Consider the following 16,754-nt stretch of genomic DNA (forward strand, 5'->3'; position numbering starts at 1 on the left):
ATATTAAAGATTTTTTCATAATTACTTTAGTTTATAAAAGGTGGGAGAGTCGTAATGAATGTCGATATTTCCATAGATCGAACGTGGCAAAACAATTTTTTAAATAGAATTGATGAAGATGGTCCTTGGACAAACTGGGATTTATATCATTTAGCTTATGAAACAGAAAAATCATTACTTGTTCCTACTTTTGATGGATTACAAGCACCGAAACATTTATCCCATTTCACACCACTTCCTCATCAATTAGAAGTCGCTCAAAATGTTATTGAACAAATGAATGGTAAAGCGATTCTAGCAGATGAAGTAGGACTTGGAAAAACGATTGAAGCTGGACTTATTTTAAAAGAATATATGGTCCGCGGCCTTGTGAAAAAAGTACTTATACTCGTTCCAGCCTCTCTCGTATCACAATGGGCATACGAATTAAATACAAAGTTTTTCATTCCAGCTGTAGCTCAAAAGAAAAGCTACTCGTGGGAACAAGCCGATGTGATTGTATCATCAATTGATACTGCAAAACGTTCACCACATCGTGATATCGTTTTGAACTTAGAATATGACCTTATTATTATCGATGAAGCACATAAACTTAAAAATAATAAAACAAAAAACTATGAATTTGCACAGCGATTAAAAAAGAAATTTTGTTTATTATTAACCGCTACTCCTGTCCAAAATAAGATTGATGAAATTTTCAACCTCGTTTCTTTATTAAAACCAGGACACTTAGGCAATCAATCCAATTTTGAAGAATATTATGCTTCAAAAAATCGTTCAGCCGAATCTGATGAAGATTTAAAAGCTCTTATTAACAAAGTAATGGTCCGAAATCGGCGTCATAATACCGGGATTGATTGGCCAAAGAGACATGTACGTACAATCTTTGTTGAGTTTAATGAAGAAGAGCAAGCTCTATATAATGATATCGAAAATTGGCGAGGACAAGACGCCTTCACATCTGCTTTCTCATCATTAACTTTAAAACGGGAAGCGTGTAGTAGTCGCGAGGCCGTTTACTATTCATTAAAAAAACATGTAGAAAAACGACAGAAGGAAAATGAGAATTACGTAAAAGATCCGCATATTGATGTGCTAATGGACAAAATTAACCGTATTCCTTTTAACTCAAAAGCAAATAAAGCGCTAGAGCTTATAAAAGAAATTGACGATAAAGTCGTCATTTTCACAGAATACCGAGCGTCACAAATGTACTTACAATGGTTTTTACAACAGCACGGTATTTCTTCTGTCCCATTCCGCGGCGGATTTAAACGGGGAAAGAAAGATTGGATGAAGGAACTTTTCCAAAATCATGCGCAAGTGCTAATCGCAACGGAAGCTGGTGGTGAAGGAATTAACTTACAATTTTGTAGCCATATGATCAATTACGATTTACCATGGAACCCAATGCGCCTTGAACAAAGAATCGGACGTATTCACCGCCTTGGTCAAAAGAATGATGTTCATATTTATAACTTAGCTACAAAACACACTGTGGAAGAACATATTTTGAAACTGTTATATGAAAAAATTAATTTATTTGAGCGTGTGATCGGTGAACTTGATGAAATTTTAACGAGAATTAATATGAAAAACATCGACGCACACATTCAAGAAATATTTGCGCAATCAAAAAGCGAAGGAGAAATCCGAATTAAGATGGAAAACTTAACATCTATTATCGACTTTGCGAAGCGAAATGAAGCTGAGGTGCAAGGCTATGCAGCAACATGAAATTCATAATTACTTATACAATTTCTTTGAGGCGAATAACTGTGAAATTTTAGAACGTTCTCCTCATTTATTAGATGTGCAGTTAACAATTGAAATGGATAAATTATTAATGAATCGCCCTTTTTATTGGCACTATCTTGAAAAAACAGGAGGCGTACCGAATCCGATGCGCCTTACTCTTATTACAAATCCAGAAAATGAAGAAAACGATGGTGAGCTTATCCACTACGGTTCCCCACGCCTTCATCAAATTTTTCAAACGACAAAAGAATTAGGTTCTTACATACGTTTATATGAAGAAATACGGCATAGCGGAGCAACGCATACACCGCTCCATCCGTGGCTCGGTGTAAATATAAAAGTTTCCTATCAATGTGATCGAAAAAAAGATATTCTTCATTCGATTGGCATTCATCTTATTTCTGGCACAATGATTGCAAACTTTCATGAAACATTAACTAAAATTAAACTTACACCGAAAATACCTGACTTTTGTTTTACGCTCTCGCCTATTATTAAACCGCAAAGTGGTTTACAACGCATAGAGGATGCTTTAAAAAATATTATTGCAGAAGATGACCATACGTGGGCGAAAGAAGCAAGAGTGCGCTGGAATCACGATTTGGACCTTTTAAATCGTTTTTATGAAGAAAGTGATGAACTTCCTGAAAGCTATGAAATTGAAAAACAAGCACTGCAAGAACAATATGAACCCCGCATTACAGTACAAATTATTAACGGTGGACTCTTTTATGTTACGGCGAATCATTTTCTAACTTAAAAAGCCCCTTCATTTTTGAAGGAGCTTTTTTGAATTATCCTCTATCACCATTACGCTCTTGTTGTTTTTGCTTTGCCATGCGTTTTTGATACGCACGATCCTTTGCACTCACATGATTTGCATCAGTTGGAAGATTTTCTTTTGAACGGCCAATTCCGTTGCTCATCTGTTTCACTCCTTTTATATCTTTCAAAATACACCCTTATTTTCAGCTAGAGACACCATCCTTATACAAAAAAATAAGAGTAGCCAATGGCTACTCTTACTCACTCACATATTTTTGAAACATATCATGGATGCCTTTATTTACTAGGTTCGAGATCTGCTCGTCAGATTTATTCGGATAACGATCACGCAATCTGATAGATGCCTTCACCATTAAATTTTCTAATACAGAACGGCCGCCTTCTCCATAAATAATTTCAGCATATTCAACAAGCCTTCCATCCTCTACTGTTGCTGGATTATGATTGAAGAAAAATTTACTCATTGCCTCCACCTCTCTCTTTTGATAACGTTTACATTTATATAAATTATTTATGTTATTTATTTCACAATATTGTATGCATGTATATTTAATTAGTTTCATTATAAAGCAACATATCGATAGTAAATATGTGATTTTCCGTCCATTTTGTGAACAAACCAAAAATGAAAGCGTTTCCTTTATTATATACTAAAAAAACTTACTACGCTAGGGGTATTTTTTTCAATCTACTAACCCCTCAAAAATTGATATATTTTTTCTTTTCCCATTAAACCTTATACAATTTTCAGAAATTATATTTTGAACTACCCCCACTTAACACTCTAACGAGTTGTTTGAAGTGGGGGATTCCTACGAACACTAAGGTATTCCTCAGTTTTATGAGTAGGCAATCCCCGTAATCCCTACGGTTAGGAGCCTTATGGCCTCTTTTCTCAGATTTTCCGCTGCATTCACATCTCTATCATGATACATACCACAAGAAGGACACTTCCATTCACGCAGGTTCAGGCTTTTCACATCTTTATTTTTGTAGTCGCAATGCGAACAGGTTTGGGAACTAGCGAATGTTTTTGACACCACAATCACTTTTTTTCCATACCAGCGTGCCTTATACAACAACATCGCTTTGAATTGTGCCCATGATACTTCTTGAATCGCTTTCGCTAGTTTGTGATTCTGTAACATATTCGATACTTGCAAATCTTCTATCCCAATCACATCGTGGTTTTTGATGATTCTTGTAGAGAGTTTTTGCAAGTAATCCGTTCTTGCATTTTTGATTCGTTCATGAATACGAGCGACTTTCATTCGCTGTTTATTCCAATTCGCTCCGCCTTTTGTACGTCTAGATAGAATACGCTGGGCATGAGCGAGTTTCTTTTCTAATACCCGAGACCATTTTGGATTACCGAATACCTCACCCGTTGAAAGAATAGCAAAGTTTTTCACACCAACATCTATACCAACAGTGGAATCGGTCTTCGGCAATTCTTGTACTTCTGCTTCAGCAAGAATCGAGACAAAATATTTTCCACTTGGATTCCTTCTGACAGTAGCACTCAAAATTCGTCCTTCTATCTCACGACTTTTGACAAATTTGACAAGACCAAGTTTCGGTAACTTCAATTTATTATCTATAATCGCAATGTTTCCATTTGTATGTTTCGTTGTATAGGATTGGACTTTATTATTTTTCGATTTAAACCGAGGTGCTTTGTTTTGTTTTTTGAAGAATCTTGCATACGAGTCAGCTAGGTTGTGAAGAGAAGATTGAAGAGCGATACTGTCCACTTCTTTTAGCCATACAAATTCTTTTTTGAGAGTAGGTAATTGCGAAGAACAAGTACCATAGGATAACCCTTTTCCTGTTTCTTTATATCTATCATTCCACTTTTCCAAAAAGTAGTTAAATACAAATCGTGAGCAACCAATTGTTTTTGTAATAGCTATTTTTTGTTCTAAACTAGGATAGATCCGAAACTGATACGCTTTATGGATAAGCACCGCTTTTCACCTCACTTCCTTTTTTTATTTGTTTACAATCTTTTTCATGATATGCATGAGAACGATATCATGATGTAGCAAAAAAATACTAATTACGTATTCATTTCTTCTTTTTTGTCGAAATTCCTCTGTCCCTTTCAAAAAAAATACAAATGAAAGAGCCTTTACAATGAAACCATTTCGTAGATGTAAAAATGCCTCGGAGCTATAACATTTTCTTCCTATAGGAACGAACTGATTAGAATACCGATATCTCATACTAATTCTTCACCAAAAGAACCTTTAGGCTTTTTCCTAACCGGCATTCAGCTCCCACCTACTCATTGGACCATGTCCTACCCATTCCTTGAGGTGGAAATTTTCTGTCGGGAAATGATAAAATATATGTATGACTTAAGGAGGATTTGTATGAATCAAAATAAAAAAGCTATATTAGATCTTGTCTTTTATCTCGTAATCCCATTCCTCATTTGGAAATTTGCAAAACCTTATATCGATCCTTATTACGCGATGTTACTTTCCTCTGTTCCAGGGATTATTTATACACTGTATACCTTTAAAAAAGAAAAACAGTTTAACGTAACAGGGTTCTTTATTTTAATTACACTCATTTCTAATACAACGGTAGATCTATTATCTGGATCAGCTGAACGAATGTTGTGGAACGATGCGTATTATCACATCGTACTCGGTATTATCGTTATATGTACAATTTTTATAAAAAAACCACTTATGTTATATTTCGCAGCAGATATTGCTGCACTGCAAGGCCATGACCGTGATAAAAGTCGTGAAATGTATCGTGATAGTCGTATCTATCCAGCATTGCAATATTTAACGCTCTTTTTCGGTCTACAATTCATATTAAAAAGCTTCTTAAAAATTTATTTCATCTCTGTTTTCGGTGTAGATGGCTACGGTGAAATGAGAGCAATTATGACCGCTGTTGGATGGGGCATTTCCATTTGTATCGGAATTGGATTTGTCTGGGTGAACAATAAAATACATGCCGTTACAAAAGAAAAAGAGTCTATGCAGTAAATGAAAATCCCCTAGTAGTATGATGCTACTAGGGGATTTTCATTTTGCTACACATATTACGAAATCTTTAACTTGATTTTTTCCTTTTATTTTTTACGTTTTGATAAAACAAAGCAGCACTTAGCGGCATAACACCAAACCACTTATTCATAAATGGCTCTTTTTCAGCACGGCGTTGTTCTTTCTTTTGTTTACGATCTTCTTTTGGAGCATCCATATACGACACAAACTGCTGTGTCACAAAGCGAACATAATCATTAGTAGACATATTATCATCACCTCTACTTGATTAGTATGTCCACTTTTTTATTCATTAATCTTTTCTTTTAATTCATCCATAATTTGCTTTACAGACTTATTCGTCGTATCAATATGGATATGGGCCTCTTCATAATAAGCTCGGCGCAATTCGAATTTCATTACAAATGCATCTATATCTTTCTTCTGAAATAGTGGCCGTGTCGTATCTTCACGAAGCCTTTCTGCAATTACATGTGGATCACAATATAAATACACGACAGTTCCATTTTCCTTCATCCACTTTCGGTTTTCCTCTCGCTCAATGATTCCGCCGCCAGTTGTAATGATTACATTTTCAACAGGTAGTGAACGTAACATCTCACTTTCATATTCCCGAAAAGCCATTTCACCTTCTTCGGCAAAAATATCACGAATCTCCTTCTCTTGCTTCTCTTCAATTTTTTGATCTGTATCTATAACATCCATATGAAGTTCTTTACTTAATGCTTTTCCAATTGTTGTTTTCCCAGCTCCCATATAGCCGGTTATGTATATAGATTTCATTTTCGTTCCTCTCAATCGTCATGTATTACTTGTTATTATAACGAAAGATGCTACTTTATTTAATAAAAAAACGTTTTGTTCTTCTTATACACTGAAGAACAAAACGTAACATACTCGCTTTATCTATAAGTACCTCTTCTCATCCACTGCGTTGCAATCCATTTCTCACCTTTCGTTACAGGTGCCCCTCCGTGTAACGTAAGCTCATTTAGTGATTGATCTTGATAGAAATACTCAAAGTATACTGCCATTCCCTTTCTAGGGTGCACAGAAAGATTTAATTTCGGAAAGAAAGTTTCTCCGCCTTCTTCTACATCATTTAAGTACATGACAAGCGTACTAATACGATTATTAGCAGCTGATCTACTATGTTCCGCAAAATAATCATAGTGTGCTTTATATTGTTGATCCACTTCATAATTTAAAATGTGCAATCCTTCTCCATGCGAAACAGGAACATTCATGATAGATGAAATTCGTTTTTCAATCTTCGCAGTAAGTTCATTATCATCTAAAAATGCACCACTACTCGTTCGAATATCATTTACATCACGTGATGAACCAACTTTAGAACGTGCTAATTTATTTTTAGACAATTCGATTAATTCACCACATTCTTCATCACTTAATACATTTCCTAACACGACAATAAGAGGTTCTTCAAATTTTGAAATAATTTGTATTTCCCTATCTTCTGTCATAATTGCATTTCCTTTATGATCAAAAATAGTTTGTTCCTTATTTTCACCTATTTGATTGTTGTTTGTCATTTCCCTATTCTCCCTAAAAATAATGATTGGATAGCATGAATATATCATATTCTTTCTACCTTTCTCTTTTTTGAGAAAATTTAAACTTTTAATCGTTTTATTTATCCATTTCTTTTTGAAAAATAGCCTATTTTCAAATGATAAATCATAGTTTTTTATCCATATATTTTACATACTATCCTTCTATCCAATCGAATATTTTCTCATCCTTTTTTCTATATCGAAAGCTTACTTTATAGAAAACTCCTTGTTTTATTTTGCACTGCAATGAAACGAGAATAACGTCGTTTTCAAATACGTAATTTCCACTTGCTTCGCCCTTTTCATATGAAAAGAAAAAAGCATCTTCCTTTTCTTTTTGCTGTAAGTCTTTTTTTATATTTGTAATAGATTGATTTAGTATTTCCTCCAGTACAAACTTTTGCTCTATTTCAGTATAAAATTTTTTATCTATAAGCATCATATTCGTTTCGTATACAAAGAACGAAGTTAATAATACAAGAAAAATGATTGTTCCTGGCATCGTAAATCCATCTTGTTTTCTCATGTATTTATTTCCATTTCACTATACCTGATAGCTACACCTTCATATATTGTCCCACCCATATCTTTCACATTTATAAAGAGCAAATGAGGTGTTACTTCATACGAAACCATTTCAACATTTTGTAATATAACTTCTCTTCCGCGCATGTTCACTTTTCTTATAAGATGATTATTCAATTTTTCATACGTCACTTCATCTCCAGTGCTAAGACGGAAGCGCAACATACTCTCTCTATTTTCAGGAACTATTTTTTCCACAAATGATACTTCTCGAAACTCTAACTGTACTTGTCCTACAAACACATCCCATTCCCAATTATTTAACCCTTTTGATTGCTTGTTTTCTATTCCAATAAAGTTTAAACGTGGTAAGAGTAAAAAGAACAGTGATAACAGAAAAAAACATACGATCATTTCTATTAATGTAAACCCAGCTTCTAATTCATTTTTTCTCCTGCATAAAAGCATTGTTCCATCATTTTTCCTTTCACATCTTTCCACATCGCACAAACTTCATTTCCTCCCCAATATGTGTAATATACATTTCCGTTTATGACTTTTTCTTTCTGTTGTTTTGCCTCATTCTGATACATATATAAAGCTGCTTCTTTTTTTAATAATACAAATGCCTTATAACGAATTTGTATGTTTTTTCGTTCTTGCATAATCAATACTGTTTGCGGAAGTAGTAAAGATACCATCATCATTACTATACTTAATGCTACAAGCATTTCAGCCATCACTGACCCTTTTTGACATTTCACGATACGTAAATCTCCCTCTTCCAAGCTGGAATACAATCTCATATTTATAACTTCGATACGAAAGTAAAATCGTGCCACCTCTATTAATATTTCCACTCGGATTATATGTCATCGGATTTGGAAAAGTATTCAAATCCAATTGTATATCGCTATCATATTCTCTTTTAATGATAGAAAGATCCGTACTCGATTCCCCTATATAATACATATGTCTATCTTTATGCCATCGTAATGTATAGTGTTTTTGACGATTTATGGCTAATTGTTGCATATACAAAATATCATTTGAAAACTGTCTTAAAAATTGTTCAATTTTTTGTTTTTCATATAATGAATGTACATGAAAATACGTGACCATACTTAGTACAGAAATTGCAAATAAAACGAGTAGCATTTCTAAAAGTGTAAAACCTTTTTGCTTCACAGTTTCCCACTTGTTACCGTGCCATCATTGGAAATATGAATAGCTTCACCATTCGGACACTCATCCTTTGTAATATATTTCCCATCAATTAGCTCTTTTAGCGAGGGAATTTTATTATGTTGTAGTTGATATACTTGTATTTGCGCTTCTATAGATTTCACATAGGCTTTACATCCTTTTCCTTCGACGGATGAGCGCTGCGTAACTACATTCGGAATAATTAATAGTAATAATACAGTGATGACGACCATAACTAATAACATTTCTAAAAGGGTAAACCCTTCCTCATTTTGCATGTAAATGCCTCCTATATAGAATTCATCATTTGAAACATTGGCATAATCATCGCTAAATACATAAGAACAACTATTGCTCCAATACACGTAAATAAAATCGGTTGAATAATCACTAACATACGTTTAATTTTTTGCTCCATCTTTTCCATAATCAGATCACTATAATCACCTAATTCAATCGCCAAATTACCGTTTGCTTGTCCATGTGTAATAATATAAGAAAGTTCTTCCTCATAATATCCGCTTTTAGCAATAATAGATTGCAACGGTTCTCCCGCAATTAATTGGTGTTTAACTCGGCCCGCTTCATACTGAAAGAACGGCTGATACTTTTGCTCCATCATTATTGTTAGAGCCTCAAGTATTGATAGCCCACCGTGTAATAAACCGCTCAATTGAGTGGCGAAATAATGCGAATGCTTTAAAATAAGAAATGTTTTTAAGAGGGGGATACGAAGTATAATTTTTACTCGCTTCATATGCGGGAGTTTCTGAAAGTACAATATATATACACTACAGCCAATCATAACGATAAAAATTGTGCTAAAAATAAGATAGGGTAGTAGCTTAATTGTACTTAATATTTGTTCTGTGAATAACGGTGCTGTAGAACCAAATGAACTATATACCATGTCAACTTGTGGTAATAAAATGCGGTTAAAAATCAAAATCATGATTATTAAAAAGAACGCCAAAAACATAGGATACTGCATTATTTTCATCATATCTTTCCTATACTTATCCTTTTTATAAAGAAGTACACTCCCTTGTTGCAACGCAAAAGAAATATCACCATGTTGCTCGGCATAAAATAAATAGCTTAACATCTCCTGATGAAACTTTAATTGATGAAAAGAATCGTGTAGACTTTTTCCATTTTTTAATCCATCAATCATGTGCTGCAATTGTACTTTCTTTTCTAAAGGTAATTGAAACCGTAAAAATTCTAATGCCTGCAAAAGAGAGTATCCTTTTTCTAATAGTTCTCCTAATCGTTTCAGTAATATTACTTGATCACTTAAACTCCATATTTTCTTAAACATAAACATCCTCTTCTAAAAATCCTAAAGCGTATCCTTTTCGCAGCGAAGACTCTAATGTCTCATGCTTGTACGTGACACATTCCCCGTTTGCTTCTTTAATCGCTTGTTTTAACTCATATCCATATAACAACTCATAAATACTCGCTTGCCTTACTTGCCTCATTGATTTACATACAGTTGAGCACTTTCTTTTGCAAAACGGACACTTCAATTCAACAAGTCGCTGTGCAGCTATAGCCAATAAAGATTGTTCAATCTCTTGCCTCGTTATACCAAAATCCATGAACCGAAGTATTGCTCCTTTCGCATCATTCGTATGCAGTGTCGTCATTACTAAATGGCCAGTCAAACTTGCTCTTATAGCGATTTTTGCTGTTTCTTCATCACGAATTTCACCCACTAAAATAACATCTGGATCATGACGCAAAATAGCCTTTAGTCCAGCCTCATATGTGATACCTGCTTTTTCATTTATTTGAATTTGTAATACATCGTCATTTCTTTTTTCAACTGGATCTTCCAGCGTAACGATGCGACGTGTTTTCTTTTTTCTAATCACCTCTAATAATGCATACATTGTTGTTGTCTTTCCTGAACCAGTCGGTCCCGTAAAGACGAGTAATCCATGGGAATAATGTAAAAAAGAAAGTAGTTTCTTCGCTGTACTTGGAAATAACGAAAGATGAGATAACGGCTGAATAGACGCTTGTAAATGAAGACGAATAACGAGACTTTCTTGATATACGGTTGGAAGCGTGGAAAGGCGTAAATACACTTCTTGTCCATCTATTTGTATATATAGTGAACCGTTTTGTGGTTTCCGCCTCTCTCCTATATCCATGGAGGCTAAAAATTTAAAGTGTGAAACAAGTTTTTCTCCAAATTCCTTTTCAATGTATTGTTTCGTCATTAAATCTTTTCCTATGCGCAGTTGAACCACTACATCCTTCTGCCGGGGCACAATATGTAAGTCCGACGCTTGTACCCTGCACGCTTCTTTTAAAATCATATTCGCAAAGCTTTCAATTCCATTCATCATTTTTCCCTCCCCACTATGTATATAGCATGAAGAAATCCATCTGAAAAATCGGTATTTTTGCATTTTCACTAAACGAAAAAGGAAAAATATGTTTGTGAAATTATGAACAATTTCCGAATTATTGTCTAAAATTACCTATACCCATGTTTATCTGTATTATAATGTTATTATCTTGGATAAAGTGATAAAGGTGGAGATCCTCATGGAACAAGCTTTAAAAATTACAGGTGTTTTAGCTGACCCAACTCGTTATTACATTTATAAATATATTTCTCAAAAACATAGTTACGTAACTGTACAAGAAATTGCAGATGAGTTTGACATTCATCCAAACGTAGCGCGTTTACATTTATCTAAATTAGAAGATGTTCATATGCTGAAATCTGAAACGAAGAAAACTGGAAAAGGCGGACGACCAAGCAGATTATATGTATTATCTGAAGATGTTATCCAATTACAATTCCCATTCCGTGACTATCAATTGTTAGCAAGAATCGCGTTTAATTCTTTACTTAGCCTTGGTGCTGCTGGTGAAAAAGCGCTCTACGAAACAGGGAAACAATTCGGGGCCGAATTAATGCAACAACATATGCAGCGTTTAAATGTGAGTGAAGATGCCTTAACAGTTGAACAAAAAATTCAAATTGCAAAAGAAGCCTTTTCGACAGCTGGCTTATCACCTGCATTTGAATTAAGTACAGATGGAACGAAAATTTTCTATGATGTACACAATTGTCCATTTAAAGAAGTTGCTGCCCATCACCCAACTGAAATTTGTAATATGCACGGAGATATGATGAAAGGGATTTTTGAAATCCTATTCCCTAACACGGAATTAACACGAAACGATAGTTTACTAGATGGATGTAAATCTTGTAATTATAAACTAACAATTTAATCTCTCATATAAAAAGAAGCCGATGATAATTGGCTTCTTTTTATATGAACGAATATTTACAATAGTAAGAAAAATAAACTATAATGAAGTGAGGTTTACTTTTTTTAGAAAAGGAGGGAGATGGCATGGAGCGCATGTTTCGCGTTCTCGGCTTTTGGACTGGAATTTTCTCGGTTATGTTTTACGTAGGAGATATGCATTCGACTGCACTACTATTTTTAGGACAAACAGGCTTCTTCGTACTTTTAAGCTATTTAAAATTAACAGAGCGTATGTATATATACGTATTCGGGGCATATTTAACTGTTTTCTTCATAGGATTTACATACTACACGACGTTTTTACTTGTGCCTGGCGCTGGACATTAAAAGATGGCATTTTGCCATCTTTTTTTTAATTCCGGAATTCCCTAGTTGACTTATGGGTTTTATTGACTTATATTCTATATAACAGATTGGAATTAGGGGGAATCAACATGAATACACTGCTTGTCGGAATTAACGTTGCAGTCATGCTCATTTTAGTTGGCGTATTATATTATATGCAACGTAAGCATGTATCTTTTAATAAACGCGTATTTACCGCTTTAGGAGTCGGAATTATCTTCGGTCTTATATTACAATTTATTTATGAGCCAACTTCTAAAGTAATTATTGAATCAAATACTTGGTTTGGCTTAATCGGTAACGGTTATGTGAAGTTACTTCAAATGATCGTTATGCCACTTATTTTAGTATCTATTATTTCAGCATTTACAAAATTACAGTTAACGAAAAATCTTGGTAAAATTAGTGGTCTTATTATCGGAATTTTAATTCTTACTACAGGAATTGCTGCAGCTGTCGGTATCGCTGCAAGTGCAGGATTTGATGTATCTGCAACTGGTCTGCAACAAGGTGATGCAGAATCTGCTCGTCTGAAGCTAGTTGAAGAAAGATTTACTTCTATTGAAAAAACAACAATTCCAGATAAATTATTAGAACTATTGCCTACAAATCCATTTCTTGATTTAACAGGCGCTCGTCCAACATCAACAATTTCTGTTGTAATATTTGCAGCCTTTATCGGCATCGCCTTTATAGGTGTAAAACGAAAATATCCAGAACAAGCAGAGCTATTTAAGAAAATGCTTGATGCTGTATATGCAATTGTAATGCGTATGGTAACATTAATTTTACGTCTTACTCCATACGGCGTATTAGCTCTTATGGCAAAAACAGTTGCTGGTAGCGACATAAATGCTATTTTAAAACTTGGTAACTTCGTGTTAGCGTCTTACGTAGCACTTATCGTAATGTTCGTTATCCACTTATTATTAATTGCTCTATCTGGTTTAAATCCAATTCAATATTTGAAAAAGGTGTTCCCTGTATTAACATTTGCATTCACATCTCGCTCTAGTGCTGGCGCAATGCCATTAAATATTGAAGCGCAAAAAGAAAAACTTGGTATTTCTGAAGGAATCGCTAACTTCGCAGCATCATTCGGAGTATCTATCGGACAAAACGGTTGCGCAGGTATTTATCCAGCGATGCTTGCAATGATGGTCGCTCCAACTGTAGGAATCGATCCATTACAACCGCAATTTATTTTAACTTTAATCGCTGTCGTTGCGATTAGCTCATTCGGTGTTGCCGGTGTCGGTGGCGGTGCAACATTCGCAGCATTAATCGTACTATCTACAATGAACTTACCAATCGGTATTGTCGCTCTTGTTATCTCGGTTGAGCCATTAATCGATATGGGTCGTACAGCTCTTAACGTAAGTGGTTCTATGACAGCAGGTCTTATTTCTAGTAAATGGCTTGGTGAATTAGATCAAGATACGTACAACCAAGATGATACAAAAACTGGTGAAATTGCTTCATAATAAAAGAAAGACGCTAACAATTGTATGTTAGCGTCTTTTTTATTCCGTTCCCTCTTTATAGATCTTATCTTGAGAATTATCAATTCAAGTATTCTTCTAGTTGCTCTTTTAACTCTTCCTCAATCTCATAACAAGATTCATCAACAAGTTCCCCTACTTTCTTACTCCCAAAAATATTGGATTGAATTGGCATTCCTAAAAAGAGTCTTTCGCATTTCCAAATTGAAATATTGTGAAATTCAATCCTCTCTTTTTCTTCATCTAATATAGCTATCGCAACTGATGAATAATAACCCACCTCAAAAGGATTCTCTTTTTCTCTTGCAAATCCCATATCTAATTCCATGTTTTTTTCTATGTATAAATTCGAATATTCTTTAGAGAGTTTACGTGATATGATCTCTATTTCTTTTTCCATACATTGAATTTTCTCCTTTAGCTCCAATGTAAAATCTCGTTCTTTATACTTCATTTCCGTCTCCTTACACATAGAAAAAGAGAATACAATAATATATTCTCTTTCCTCAAATATATTTCATTATCTCACAGCCCGTCCTTTTCACAAATAACCATTTTGTTCGCACCATTTATGAAATTGTCCTACGTCTACTCCAACTAACACGATATCCTTTAGCTCTACATCAATGATTTGTTCTCCAATTACAATAGCAAACTGCGATTCTAATTTTGTCTCGTTTTTCTTTACAATTCCAATTCGGTTCCGATGCGGTCCATCTTTTATATATGCTTTTTGTCCTACAATATCAAAGTTCAAGATCTTCACCTCTTTTACTGCGCTCAAATTGGAAATACGATCTCCACCTCGGAAAATTTCCTTTCATTGCACTATTTCTCTATATATATGACGAAACAATAAAAGAGTCCTTCCTTCTTTACAATTATTTTTTCTTTGTTTCATTTTTGTGATTGAAACGTAAAGTTTATAATAAAATACACTTGGAAGCGCTTTCTATGTAATTTTTTATGTTATAATGTATAAGTAGAACTTCGTAAAGAGGGTAAAAAAATGAATATAAAAATGATAAAAAAAGTAATTGAAGCATTAAAAGTATATGGATTTCAAGATGTATCATTCTGTGACAAAACGAAGCAATTTTTATTTCATAACGAAACCGATATTATGAGCGGCTATGCAGAAATAACATATAGTAGTCAATTTGAAAAATTCAGCGTACAAATTCATCCAATTGAAACGCATCACCAAGGAGAGTTACAAGAGGTTGAAAGACATATACAAGCCTGTATAAGAAAAGTGGAATATTTAAACGCACTTCTTAGCGGACAAACAAAGCTAGATGACAAAATTATTATAATGTAAAAAAGAACGTGATAGCCTCACGTTCTTTTTTTACATTATACGTTCATCTTTTCCTTCAGTTGTAATCCTGTAATAGACTCTAATACATCCATTGCTTCTCCAAATGTCATGTCAAAAATTGTTTTATCTTCTATGTATGGAAACTGTCTGAAACGCTTTTCTAACATTTTCACAGCATCCGACGTAAAGTGTGCACTATCAATGCTAAATTCTGTTTCAAGAAGAACGATCCAATCTAACACATGAAAACCTAATCCATTTACGAATGAAATAAGTTTTTCTTCTGGCTGTGAAGATAAAAATACGTGTCGTTCCATCTCACTAAAAAGTTCTTCTCCTAAAATATGCGCTAATTCATCATCATGTTCGCGGTCAATGATTTCTTCATAACCATAATCATCAACAAGCTCTTCTACTTCTTCACTATCTGCAAAAAGTAATTGGTTAAGCTGCGCATCTTTCTTGAATTCACTATTTTGTACGACTTCTAAAAAACTCGTTTCCCATCCATTTTCTAATTTCATATTATGTACTCCTTTATATACATTTCTTATCATCACTGTACCCAAAAGATCACTTTTATAACCTTGTAGACAGTTACTATTATTTCACATGATTCATAACATAAGATGCAAATTCTGCTGCATCTCCTTCAAAAATATTTATTTCTGGCAAATGATAGAACGTTGTTTGGAGCAGGTTTCCTTCATGATATACATATATATTTTTCTCTAGCGCAATCGCCATTCCAAACTCTGTGTGGCTGCCGTTTCCACCATCTAATATAAGTAAAAATACATCCGCTTCTTTAATAGCATTCTTTTCTGCCTGACCAATTTCTCTTAATTGTTCTTGATTCACTGCTCTTTCATTTCTTGTCCAATCATATGTATGGTGCCATCCTGCATGTTTCAGTTCATTTGCTATAGAACGTACAAGGTGTTTATTTTGGAATCCTGAGGCGATATAAAAATTCATTTATATACACTCCTTCATTATATAAGGGGGAAACTCCATTTTAGCGTTATTTGCTATAAATATAATAAAGAATAACTTCAAAAAAAATCCCCATCTTTAAAACTTATTTGCGTTTAAATGATGGGATGCCTCATGGTCTTCTTTTATTTTTTGTTTTTTATAACTTTCATCAGCTAACATTTCTAGTTCAGCTGTTATTTCTGATTTTTCAAGCTCTCTTTCTTGCGAAAACTTCCTTGAAATATAAACAATAACACTACCAACGTACAACACAAAGCATATAATAAGTGCAGTATTTTCATAGAGACTTAGCTCCAACACAGTCACTCCTAATCCATTCGTATTTTCACGCTTCTTTAATTGGAATTTCCCTACTAATCCATTTGCTATTGTAACATAAAAACACCGTTTCTTGGAATCTTTCACCCTAT

The 16,754-nt window shown here is 34.2% G+C and carries 26 protein-coding genes; 8 read left to right on the forward strand and 18 right to left on the reverse strand.

All coding sequences use genetic code 11. The features are described from left to right. Positions 1 to 54 precede the first annotated feature (54 nt). Positions 55 to 1,737 (forward strand): DEAD/DEAH box helicase, encoded by a 1,683-nt coding sequence (locus ACTFRN_RS03840; protein ID WP_001100019.1) that lies wholly within the window; start codon positions 55 to 57, stop codon positions 1,735 to 1,737. Continuing rightward, positions 1,724 to 2,518 (forward strand): YqhG family protein, encoded by a 795-nt coding sequence (locus ACTFRN_RS03845; protein WP_001183968.1) that lies wholly within the window; start codon positions 1,724 to 1,726, stop codon positions 2,516 to 2,518. Before ACTFRN_RS03840 ends, ACTFRN_RS03845 begins: the two co-directional genes overlap by 14 nt. Positions 2,519 to 2,552: 34 nt before the next feature. Here the strand turns inward: ACTFRN_RS03845 and ACTFRN_RS03850 are convergent, their stop codons facing one another. Next, entirely contained in the window at positions 2,553 to 2,684 is a 132-nt protein-coding gene (locus tag ACTFRN_RS03850) for a hypothetical protein (RefSeq protein ID WP_000064669.1), read from the reverse strand. 96 nt (positions 2,685 to 2,780) lie between these two features. Continuing rightward, the gene (locus ACTFRN_RS03855; protein ID WP_000032699.1) at positions 2,781 to 3,008 is read right to left on the reverse strand and encodes a hypothetical protein; all 228 of its coding nucleotides are present in this window, start codon (positions 3,006 to 3,008) and stop codon (positions 2,781 to 2,783) included. A gap of 73 nt (positions 3,009 to 3,081) precedes the next feature. On the opposite strand from ACTFRN_RS03855, the gene ACTFRN_RS03860 reads away from it, so the two are divergent. Next, complete coding sequence (locus ACTFRN_RS03860; RefSeq protein WP_003279814.1) at positions 3,082 to 3,198, forward strand: hypothetical protein; 117 nt, start codon at positions 3,082 to 3,084, stop codon at positions 3,196 to 3,198. A gap of 185 nt (positions 3,199 to 3,383) precedes the next feature. Here ACTFRN_RS03860 and tnpB read toward each other — a convergent pair whose 3' ends face one another. After that, positions 3,384 to 4,511, reverse strand: coding sequence for an IS200/IS605 family element RNA-guided endonuclease TnpB (gene tnpB / locus ACTFRN_RS03865; RefSeq protein WP_000905288.1), 1,128 nt, complete (start codon positions 4,509 to 4,511; stop codon positions 3,384 to 3,386). 408 nt (positions 4,512 to 4,919) lie between these two features. Here tnpB and ACTFRN_RS03870 point away from each other — a divergent pair, with 408 nt between their 5' ends. After that, positions 4,920 to 5,552, forward strand: coding sequence for a VC0807 family protein (locus ACTFRN_RS03870; protein WP_074567437.1), 633 nt, complete (start codon positions 4,920 to 4,922; stop codon positions 5,550 to 5,552). Positions 5,553 to 5,619: 67 nt separating this feature from the next. Here ACTFRN_RS03870 and ACTFRN_RS03875 read toward each other — a convergent pair whose 3' ends face one another. The 10 genes from ACTFRN_RS03875 to comGA all read right to left on the reverse strand — a co-directional run bounded on the left by ACTFRN_RS03875 (position 5,620) and on the right by comGA (position 11,235). Beyond that, on the reverse strand, positions 5,620 to 5,820 hold the full coding sequence (locus tag ACTFRN_RS03875) for a YqzE family protein (protein WP_000106079.1): 201 nt from the start codon (positions 5,818 to 5,820) through the stop codon (positions 5,620 to 5,622). A 38-nt stretch (positions 5,821 to 5,858) separates the two neighbouring features. Beyond that, positions 5,859 to 6,356, reverse strand: a complete 498-nt coding sequence (gene aroK / locus ACTFRN_RS03880) for a shikimate kinase AroK (protein ID WP_000836625.1) — start codon at positions 6,354 to 6,356, stop codon at positions 5,859 to 5,861. Positions 6,357 to 6,475: 119 nt separating this feature from the next. Beyond that, entirely contained in the window at positions 6,476 to 7,126 is a 651-nt protein-coding gene (locus ACTFRN_RS03885; RefSeq protein ID WP_000183849.1) for a 2OG-Fe(II) oxygenase, read from the reverse strand. Between the two features lie 175 nt (positions 7,127 to 7,301). Next, on the reverse strand, positions 7,302 to 7,673 hold the full coding sequence (gene comGG, locus ACTFRN_RS03890) for a competence type IV pilus minor pilin ComGG (RefSeq protein WP_074567439.1): 372 nt from the start codon (positions 7,671 to 7,673) through the stop codon (positions 7,302 to 7,304). After that, entirely contained in the window at positions 7,670 to 8,140 is a 471-nt protein-coding gene (gene comGF / locus ACTFRN_RS03895; RefSeq protein WP_000923092.1) for a competence type IV pilus minor pilin ComGF, read from the reverse strand. The genes comGG and comGF overlap by 4 nt, the downstream gene beginning before the upstream one ends. Next, positions 8,110 to 8,412, reverse strand: coding sequence for a competence type IV pilus minor pilin ComGE (comGE, locus tag ACTFRN_RS03900; RefSeq protein ID WP_124878201.1), 303 nt, complete (start codon positions 8,410 to 8,412; stop codon positions 8,110 to 8,112). Before comGE ends, comGF begins: the two co-directional genes overlap by 31 nt. Then, on the reverse strand, positions 8,405 to 8,860 hold the full coding sequence (gene comGD / locus ACTFRN_RS03905) for a comG operon protein ComGD (protein ID WP_000810388.1): 456 nt from the start codon (positions 8,858 to 8,860) through the stop codon (positions 8,405 to 8,407). Before comGD ends, comGE begins: the two co-directional genes overlap by 8 nt. Then, positions 8,857 to 9,156 carry a competence type IV pilus major pilin ComGC gene (gene comGC, locus ACTFRN_RS03910; protein WP_001178694.1) on the reverse strand — a complete coding sequence of 100 codons (300 nt, stop codon included), beginning with the start codon at positions 9,154 to 9,156 and terminating at the stop codon, positions 8,857 to 8,859. The genes comGD and comGC overlap by 4 nt, the downstream gene beginning before the upstream one ends. Before the next feature lie 11 nt (positions 9,157 to 9,167). Next, positions 9,168 to 10,199 carry a competence type IV pilus assembly protein ComGB gene (gene comGB / locus ACTFRN_RS03915; RefSeq protein WP_074567440.1) on the reverse strand — a complete coding sequence of 344 codons (1,032 nt, stop codon included), beginning with the start codon at positions 10,197 to 10,199 and terminating at the stop codon, positions 9,168 to 9,170. Beyond that, positions 10,192 to 11,235: a competence protein ComGA gene (gene comGA / locus ACTFRN_RS03920; protein ID WP_001013195.1), complete on the reverse strand. Its 1,044-nt coding sequence runs from the start codon at positions 11,233 to 11,235 to the stop codon at positions 10,192 to 10,194. The genes comGB and comGA overlap by 8 nt, the downstream gene beginning before the upstream one ends. A 205-nt stretch (positions 11,236 to 11,440) precedes the next feature. Between comGA and ACTFRN_RS03925 the strand changes: the two genes are divergently transcribed. The 3 genes from ACTFRN_RS03925 (at position 11,441) to ACTFRN_RS03935 (ending at position 14,006) form a co-directional block, all read left to right on the forward strand. Further along, entirely contained in the window at positions 11,441 to 12,136 is a 696-nt protein-coding gene (locus ACTFRN_RS03925) for a helix-turn-helix transcriptional regulator (protein WP_014893514.1), read from the forward strand. 125 nt (positions 12,137 to 12,261) lie between these two features. After that, entirely contained in the window at positions 12,262 to 12,504 is a 243-nt protein-coding gene (locus ACTFRN_RS03930; protein ID WP_000440713.1) for a DUF2626 domain-containing protein, read from the forward strand. A gap of 107 nt (positions 12,505 to 12,611) precedes the next feature. Beyond that, complete coding sequence (locus tag ACTFRN_RS03935) at positions 12,612 to 14,006, forward strand: L-cystine transporter (RefSeq protein WP_001094339.1); 1,395 nt, start codon at positions 12,612 to 12,614, stop codon at positions 14,004 to 14,006. 79 nt (positions 14,007 to 14,085) lie between these two features. Here ACTFRN_RS03935 and ACTFRN_RS03940 read toward each other — a convergent pair whose 3' ends face one another. Together ACTFRN_RS03940 and ACTFRN_RS03945 are read right to left on the reverse strand one after the other, a co-directional pair. Beyond that, positions 14,086 to 14,478 (reverse strand): hypothetical protein, encoded by a 393-nt coding sequence (locus tag ACTFRN_RS03940; RefSeq protein ID WP_049113842.1) that lies wholly within the window; start codon positions 14,476 to 14,478, stop codon positions 14,086 to 14,088. Between the two features lie 87 nt (positions 14,479 to 14,565). Further along, positions 14,566 to 14,781 (reverse strand): DUF3912 family protein, encoded by a 216-nt coding sequence (locus tag ACTFRN_RS03945; protein ID WP_001008330.1) that lies wholly within the window; start codon positions 14,779 to 14,781, stop codon positions 14,566 to 14,568. 252 nt (positions 14,782 to 15,033) lie between these two features. Between ACTFRN_RS03945 and ACTFRN_RS03950 the strand changes: the two genes are divergently transcribed. After that, the gene (locus ACTFRN_RS03950) at positions 15,034 to 15,345 is read left to right on the forward strand and encodes a hypothetical protein (RefSeq protein ID WP_014893513.1); all 312 of its coding nucleotides are present in this window, start codon (positions 15,034 to 15,036) and stop codon (positions 15,343 to 15,345) included. A gap of 35 nt (positions 15,346 to 15,380) precedes the next feature. Here ACTFRN_RS03950 and ACTFRN_RS03955 read toward each other — a convergent pair whose 3' ends face one another. The 3 genes from ACTFRN_RS03955 to ACTFRN_RS03965 form a co-directional block, all read right to left on the reverse strand. After that, positions 15,381 to 15,869 carry a hypothetical protein gene (locus tag ACTFRN_RS03955; RefSeq protein WP_000764258.1) on the reverse strand — a complete coding sequence of 163 codons (489 nt, stop codon included), beginning with the start codon at positions 15,867 to 15,869 and terminating at the stop codon, positions 15,381 to 15,383. Positions 15,870 to 15,948: 79 nt separating this feature from the next. Then, positions 15,949 to 16,323, reverse strand: coding sequence for a nucleoside 2-deoxyribosyltransferase (locus tag ACTFRN_RS03960; RefSeq protein ID WP_001012337.1), 375 nt, complete (start codon positions 16,321 to 16,323; stop codon positions 15,949 to 15,951). A gap of 96 nt (positions 16,324 to 16,419) precedes the next feature. Further along, positions 16,420 to 16,713, reverse strand: coding sequence for a DUF3966 domain-containing protein (locus ACTFRN_RS03965; protein ID WP_046648288.1), 294 nt, complete (start codon positions 16,711 to 16,713; stop codon positions 16,420 to 16,422). Positions 16,714 to 16,754 lie beyond the last annotated feature (41 nt).

The organism is Bacillus cereus group sp. MYBK245-2 (genome assembly GCF_051916145.1).
GTDB lineage: Bacteria > Bacillota > Bacilli > Bacillales > Bacillaceae_G > Bacillus_A > Bacillus_A pacificus.

Bases quoted from the DNA above. Each gene is read 5' to 3' on its own strand.
- ACTFRN_RS03840 (WP_001100019.1), top strand. From the start codon at position 55: ATGAATGTCGATATTTCCATAGATCGAACGTGGCAAAACAATTTTTTA.
- ACTFRN_RS03845 (WP_001183968.1), top strand. From the start codon at position 1,724: ATGCAGCAACATGAAATTCATAATTACTTATACAATTTCTTTGAGGCG.
- ACTFRN_RS03850 (WP_000064669.1), bottom strand. From the start codon at position 2,684: ATGAGCAACGGAATTGGCCGTTCAAAAGAAAATCTTCCAACTGATGCA.
- ACTFRN_RS03855 (WP_000032699.1), bottom strand. From the start codon at position 3,008: ATGAGTAAATTTTTCTTCAATCATAATCCAGCAACAGTAGAGGATGGA.
- ACTFRN_RS03860 (WP_003279814.1), top strand. From the start codon at position 3,082: ATGCATGTATATTTAATTAGTTTCATTATAAAGCAACATATCGATAGT.
- ACTFRN_RS03870 (WP_074567437.1), top strand. From the start codon at position 4,920: ATGAATCAAAATAAAAAAGCTATATTAGATCTTGTCTTTTATCTCGTA.
- ACTFRN_RS03875 (WP_000106079.1), bottom strand. From the start codon at position 5,820: ATGTCTACTAATGATTATGTTCGCTTTGTGACACAGCAGTTTGTGTCG.
- aroK (WP_000836625.1), bottom strand. From the start codon at position 6,356: ATGAAATCTATATACATAACCGGCTATATGGGAGCTGGGAAAACAACA.
- ACTFRN_RS03885 (WP_000183849.1), bottom strand. From the start codon at position 7,126: ATGACAAACAACAATCAAATAGGTGAAAATAAGGAACAAACTATTTTT.
- comGG (WP_074567439.1), bottom strand. From the start codon at position 7,673: ATGAGAAAACAAGATGGATTTACGATGCCAGGAACAATCATTTTTCTT.
- comGF (WP_000923092.1), bottom strand. From the start codon at position 8,140: ATGCTTTTATGCAGGAGAAAAAATGAATTAGAAGCTGGGTTTACATTA.
- comGE (WP_124878201.1), bottom strand. From the start codon at position 8,412: ATGGCTGAAATGCTTGTAGCATTAAGTATAGTAATGATGATGGTATCT.
- comGC (WP_001178694.1), bottom strand. From the start codon at position 9,156: ATGCAAAATGAGGAAGGGTTTACCCTTTTAGAAATGTTATTAGTTATG.
- comGB (WP_074567440.1), bottom strand. From the start codon at position 10,199: ATGTTTAAGAAAATATGGAGTTTAAGTGATCAAGTAATATTACTGAAA.
- comGA (WP_001013195.1), bottom strand. From the start codon at position 11,235: ATGAATGGAATTGAAAGCTTTGCGAATATGATTTTAAAAGAAGCGTGC.
- ACTFRN_RS03925 (WP_014893514.1), top strand. From the start codon at position 11,441: ATGGAACAAGCTTTAAAAATTACAGGTGTTTTAGCTGACCCAACTCGT.
- ACTFRN_RS03930 (WP_000440713.1), top strand. From the start codon at position 12,262: ATGGAGCGCATGTTTCGCGTTCTCGGCTTTTGGACTGGAATTTTCTCG.
- ACTFRN_RS03935 (WP_001094339.1), top strand. From the start codon at position 12,612: ATGAATACACTGCTTGTCGGAATTAACGTTGCAGTCATGCTCATTTTA.
- ACTFRN_RS03940 (WP_049113842.1), bottom strand. From the start codon at position 14,478: ATGAAGTATAAAGAACGAGATTTTACATTGGAGCTAAAGGAGAAAATT.
- ACTFRN_RS03950 (WP_014893513.1), top strand. From the start codon at position 15,034: ATGAATATAAAAATGATAAAAAAAGTAATTGAAGCATTAAAAGTATAT.
- ACTFRN_RS03955 (WP_000764258.1), bottom strand. From the start codon at position 15,869: ATGAAATTAGAAAATGGATGGGAAACGAGTTTTTTAGAAGTCGTACAA.
- ACTFRN_RS03960 (WP_001012337.1), bottom strand. From the start codon at position 16,323: ATGAATTTTTATATCGCCTCAGGATTCCAAAATAAACACCTTGTACGT.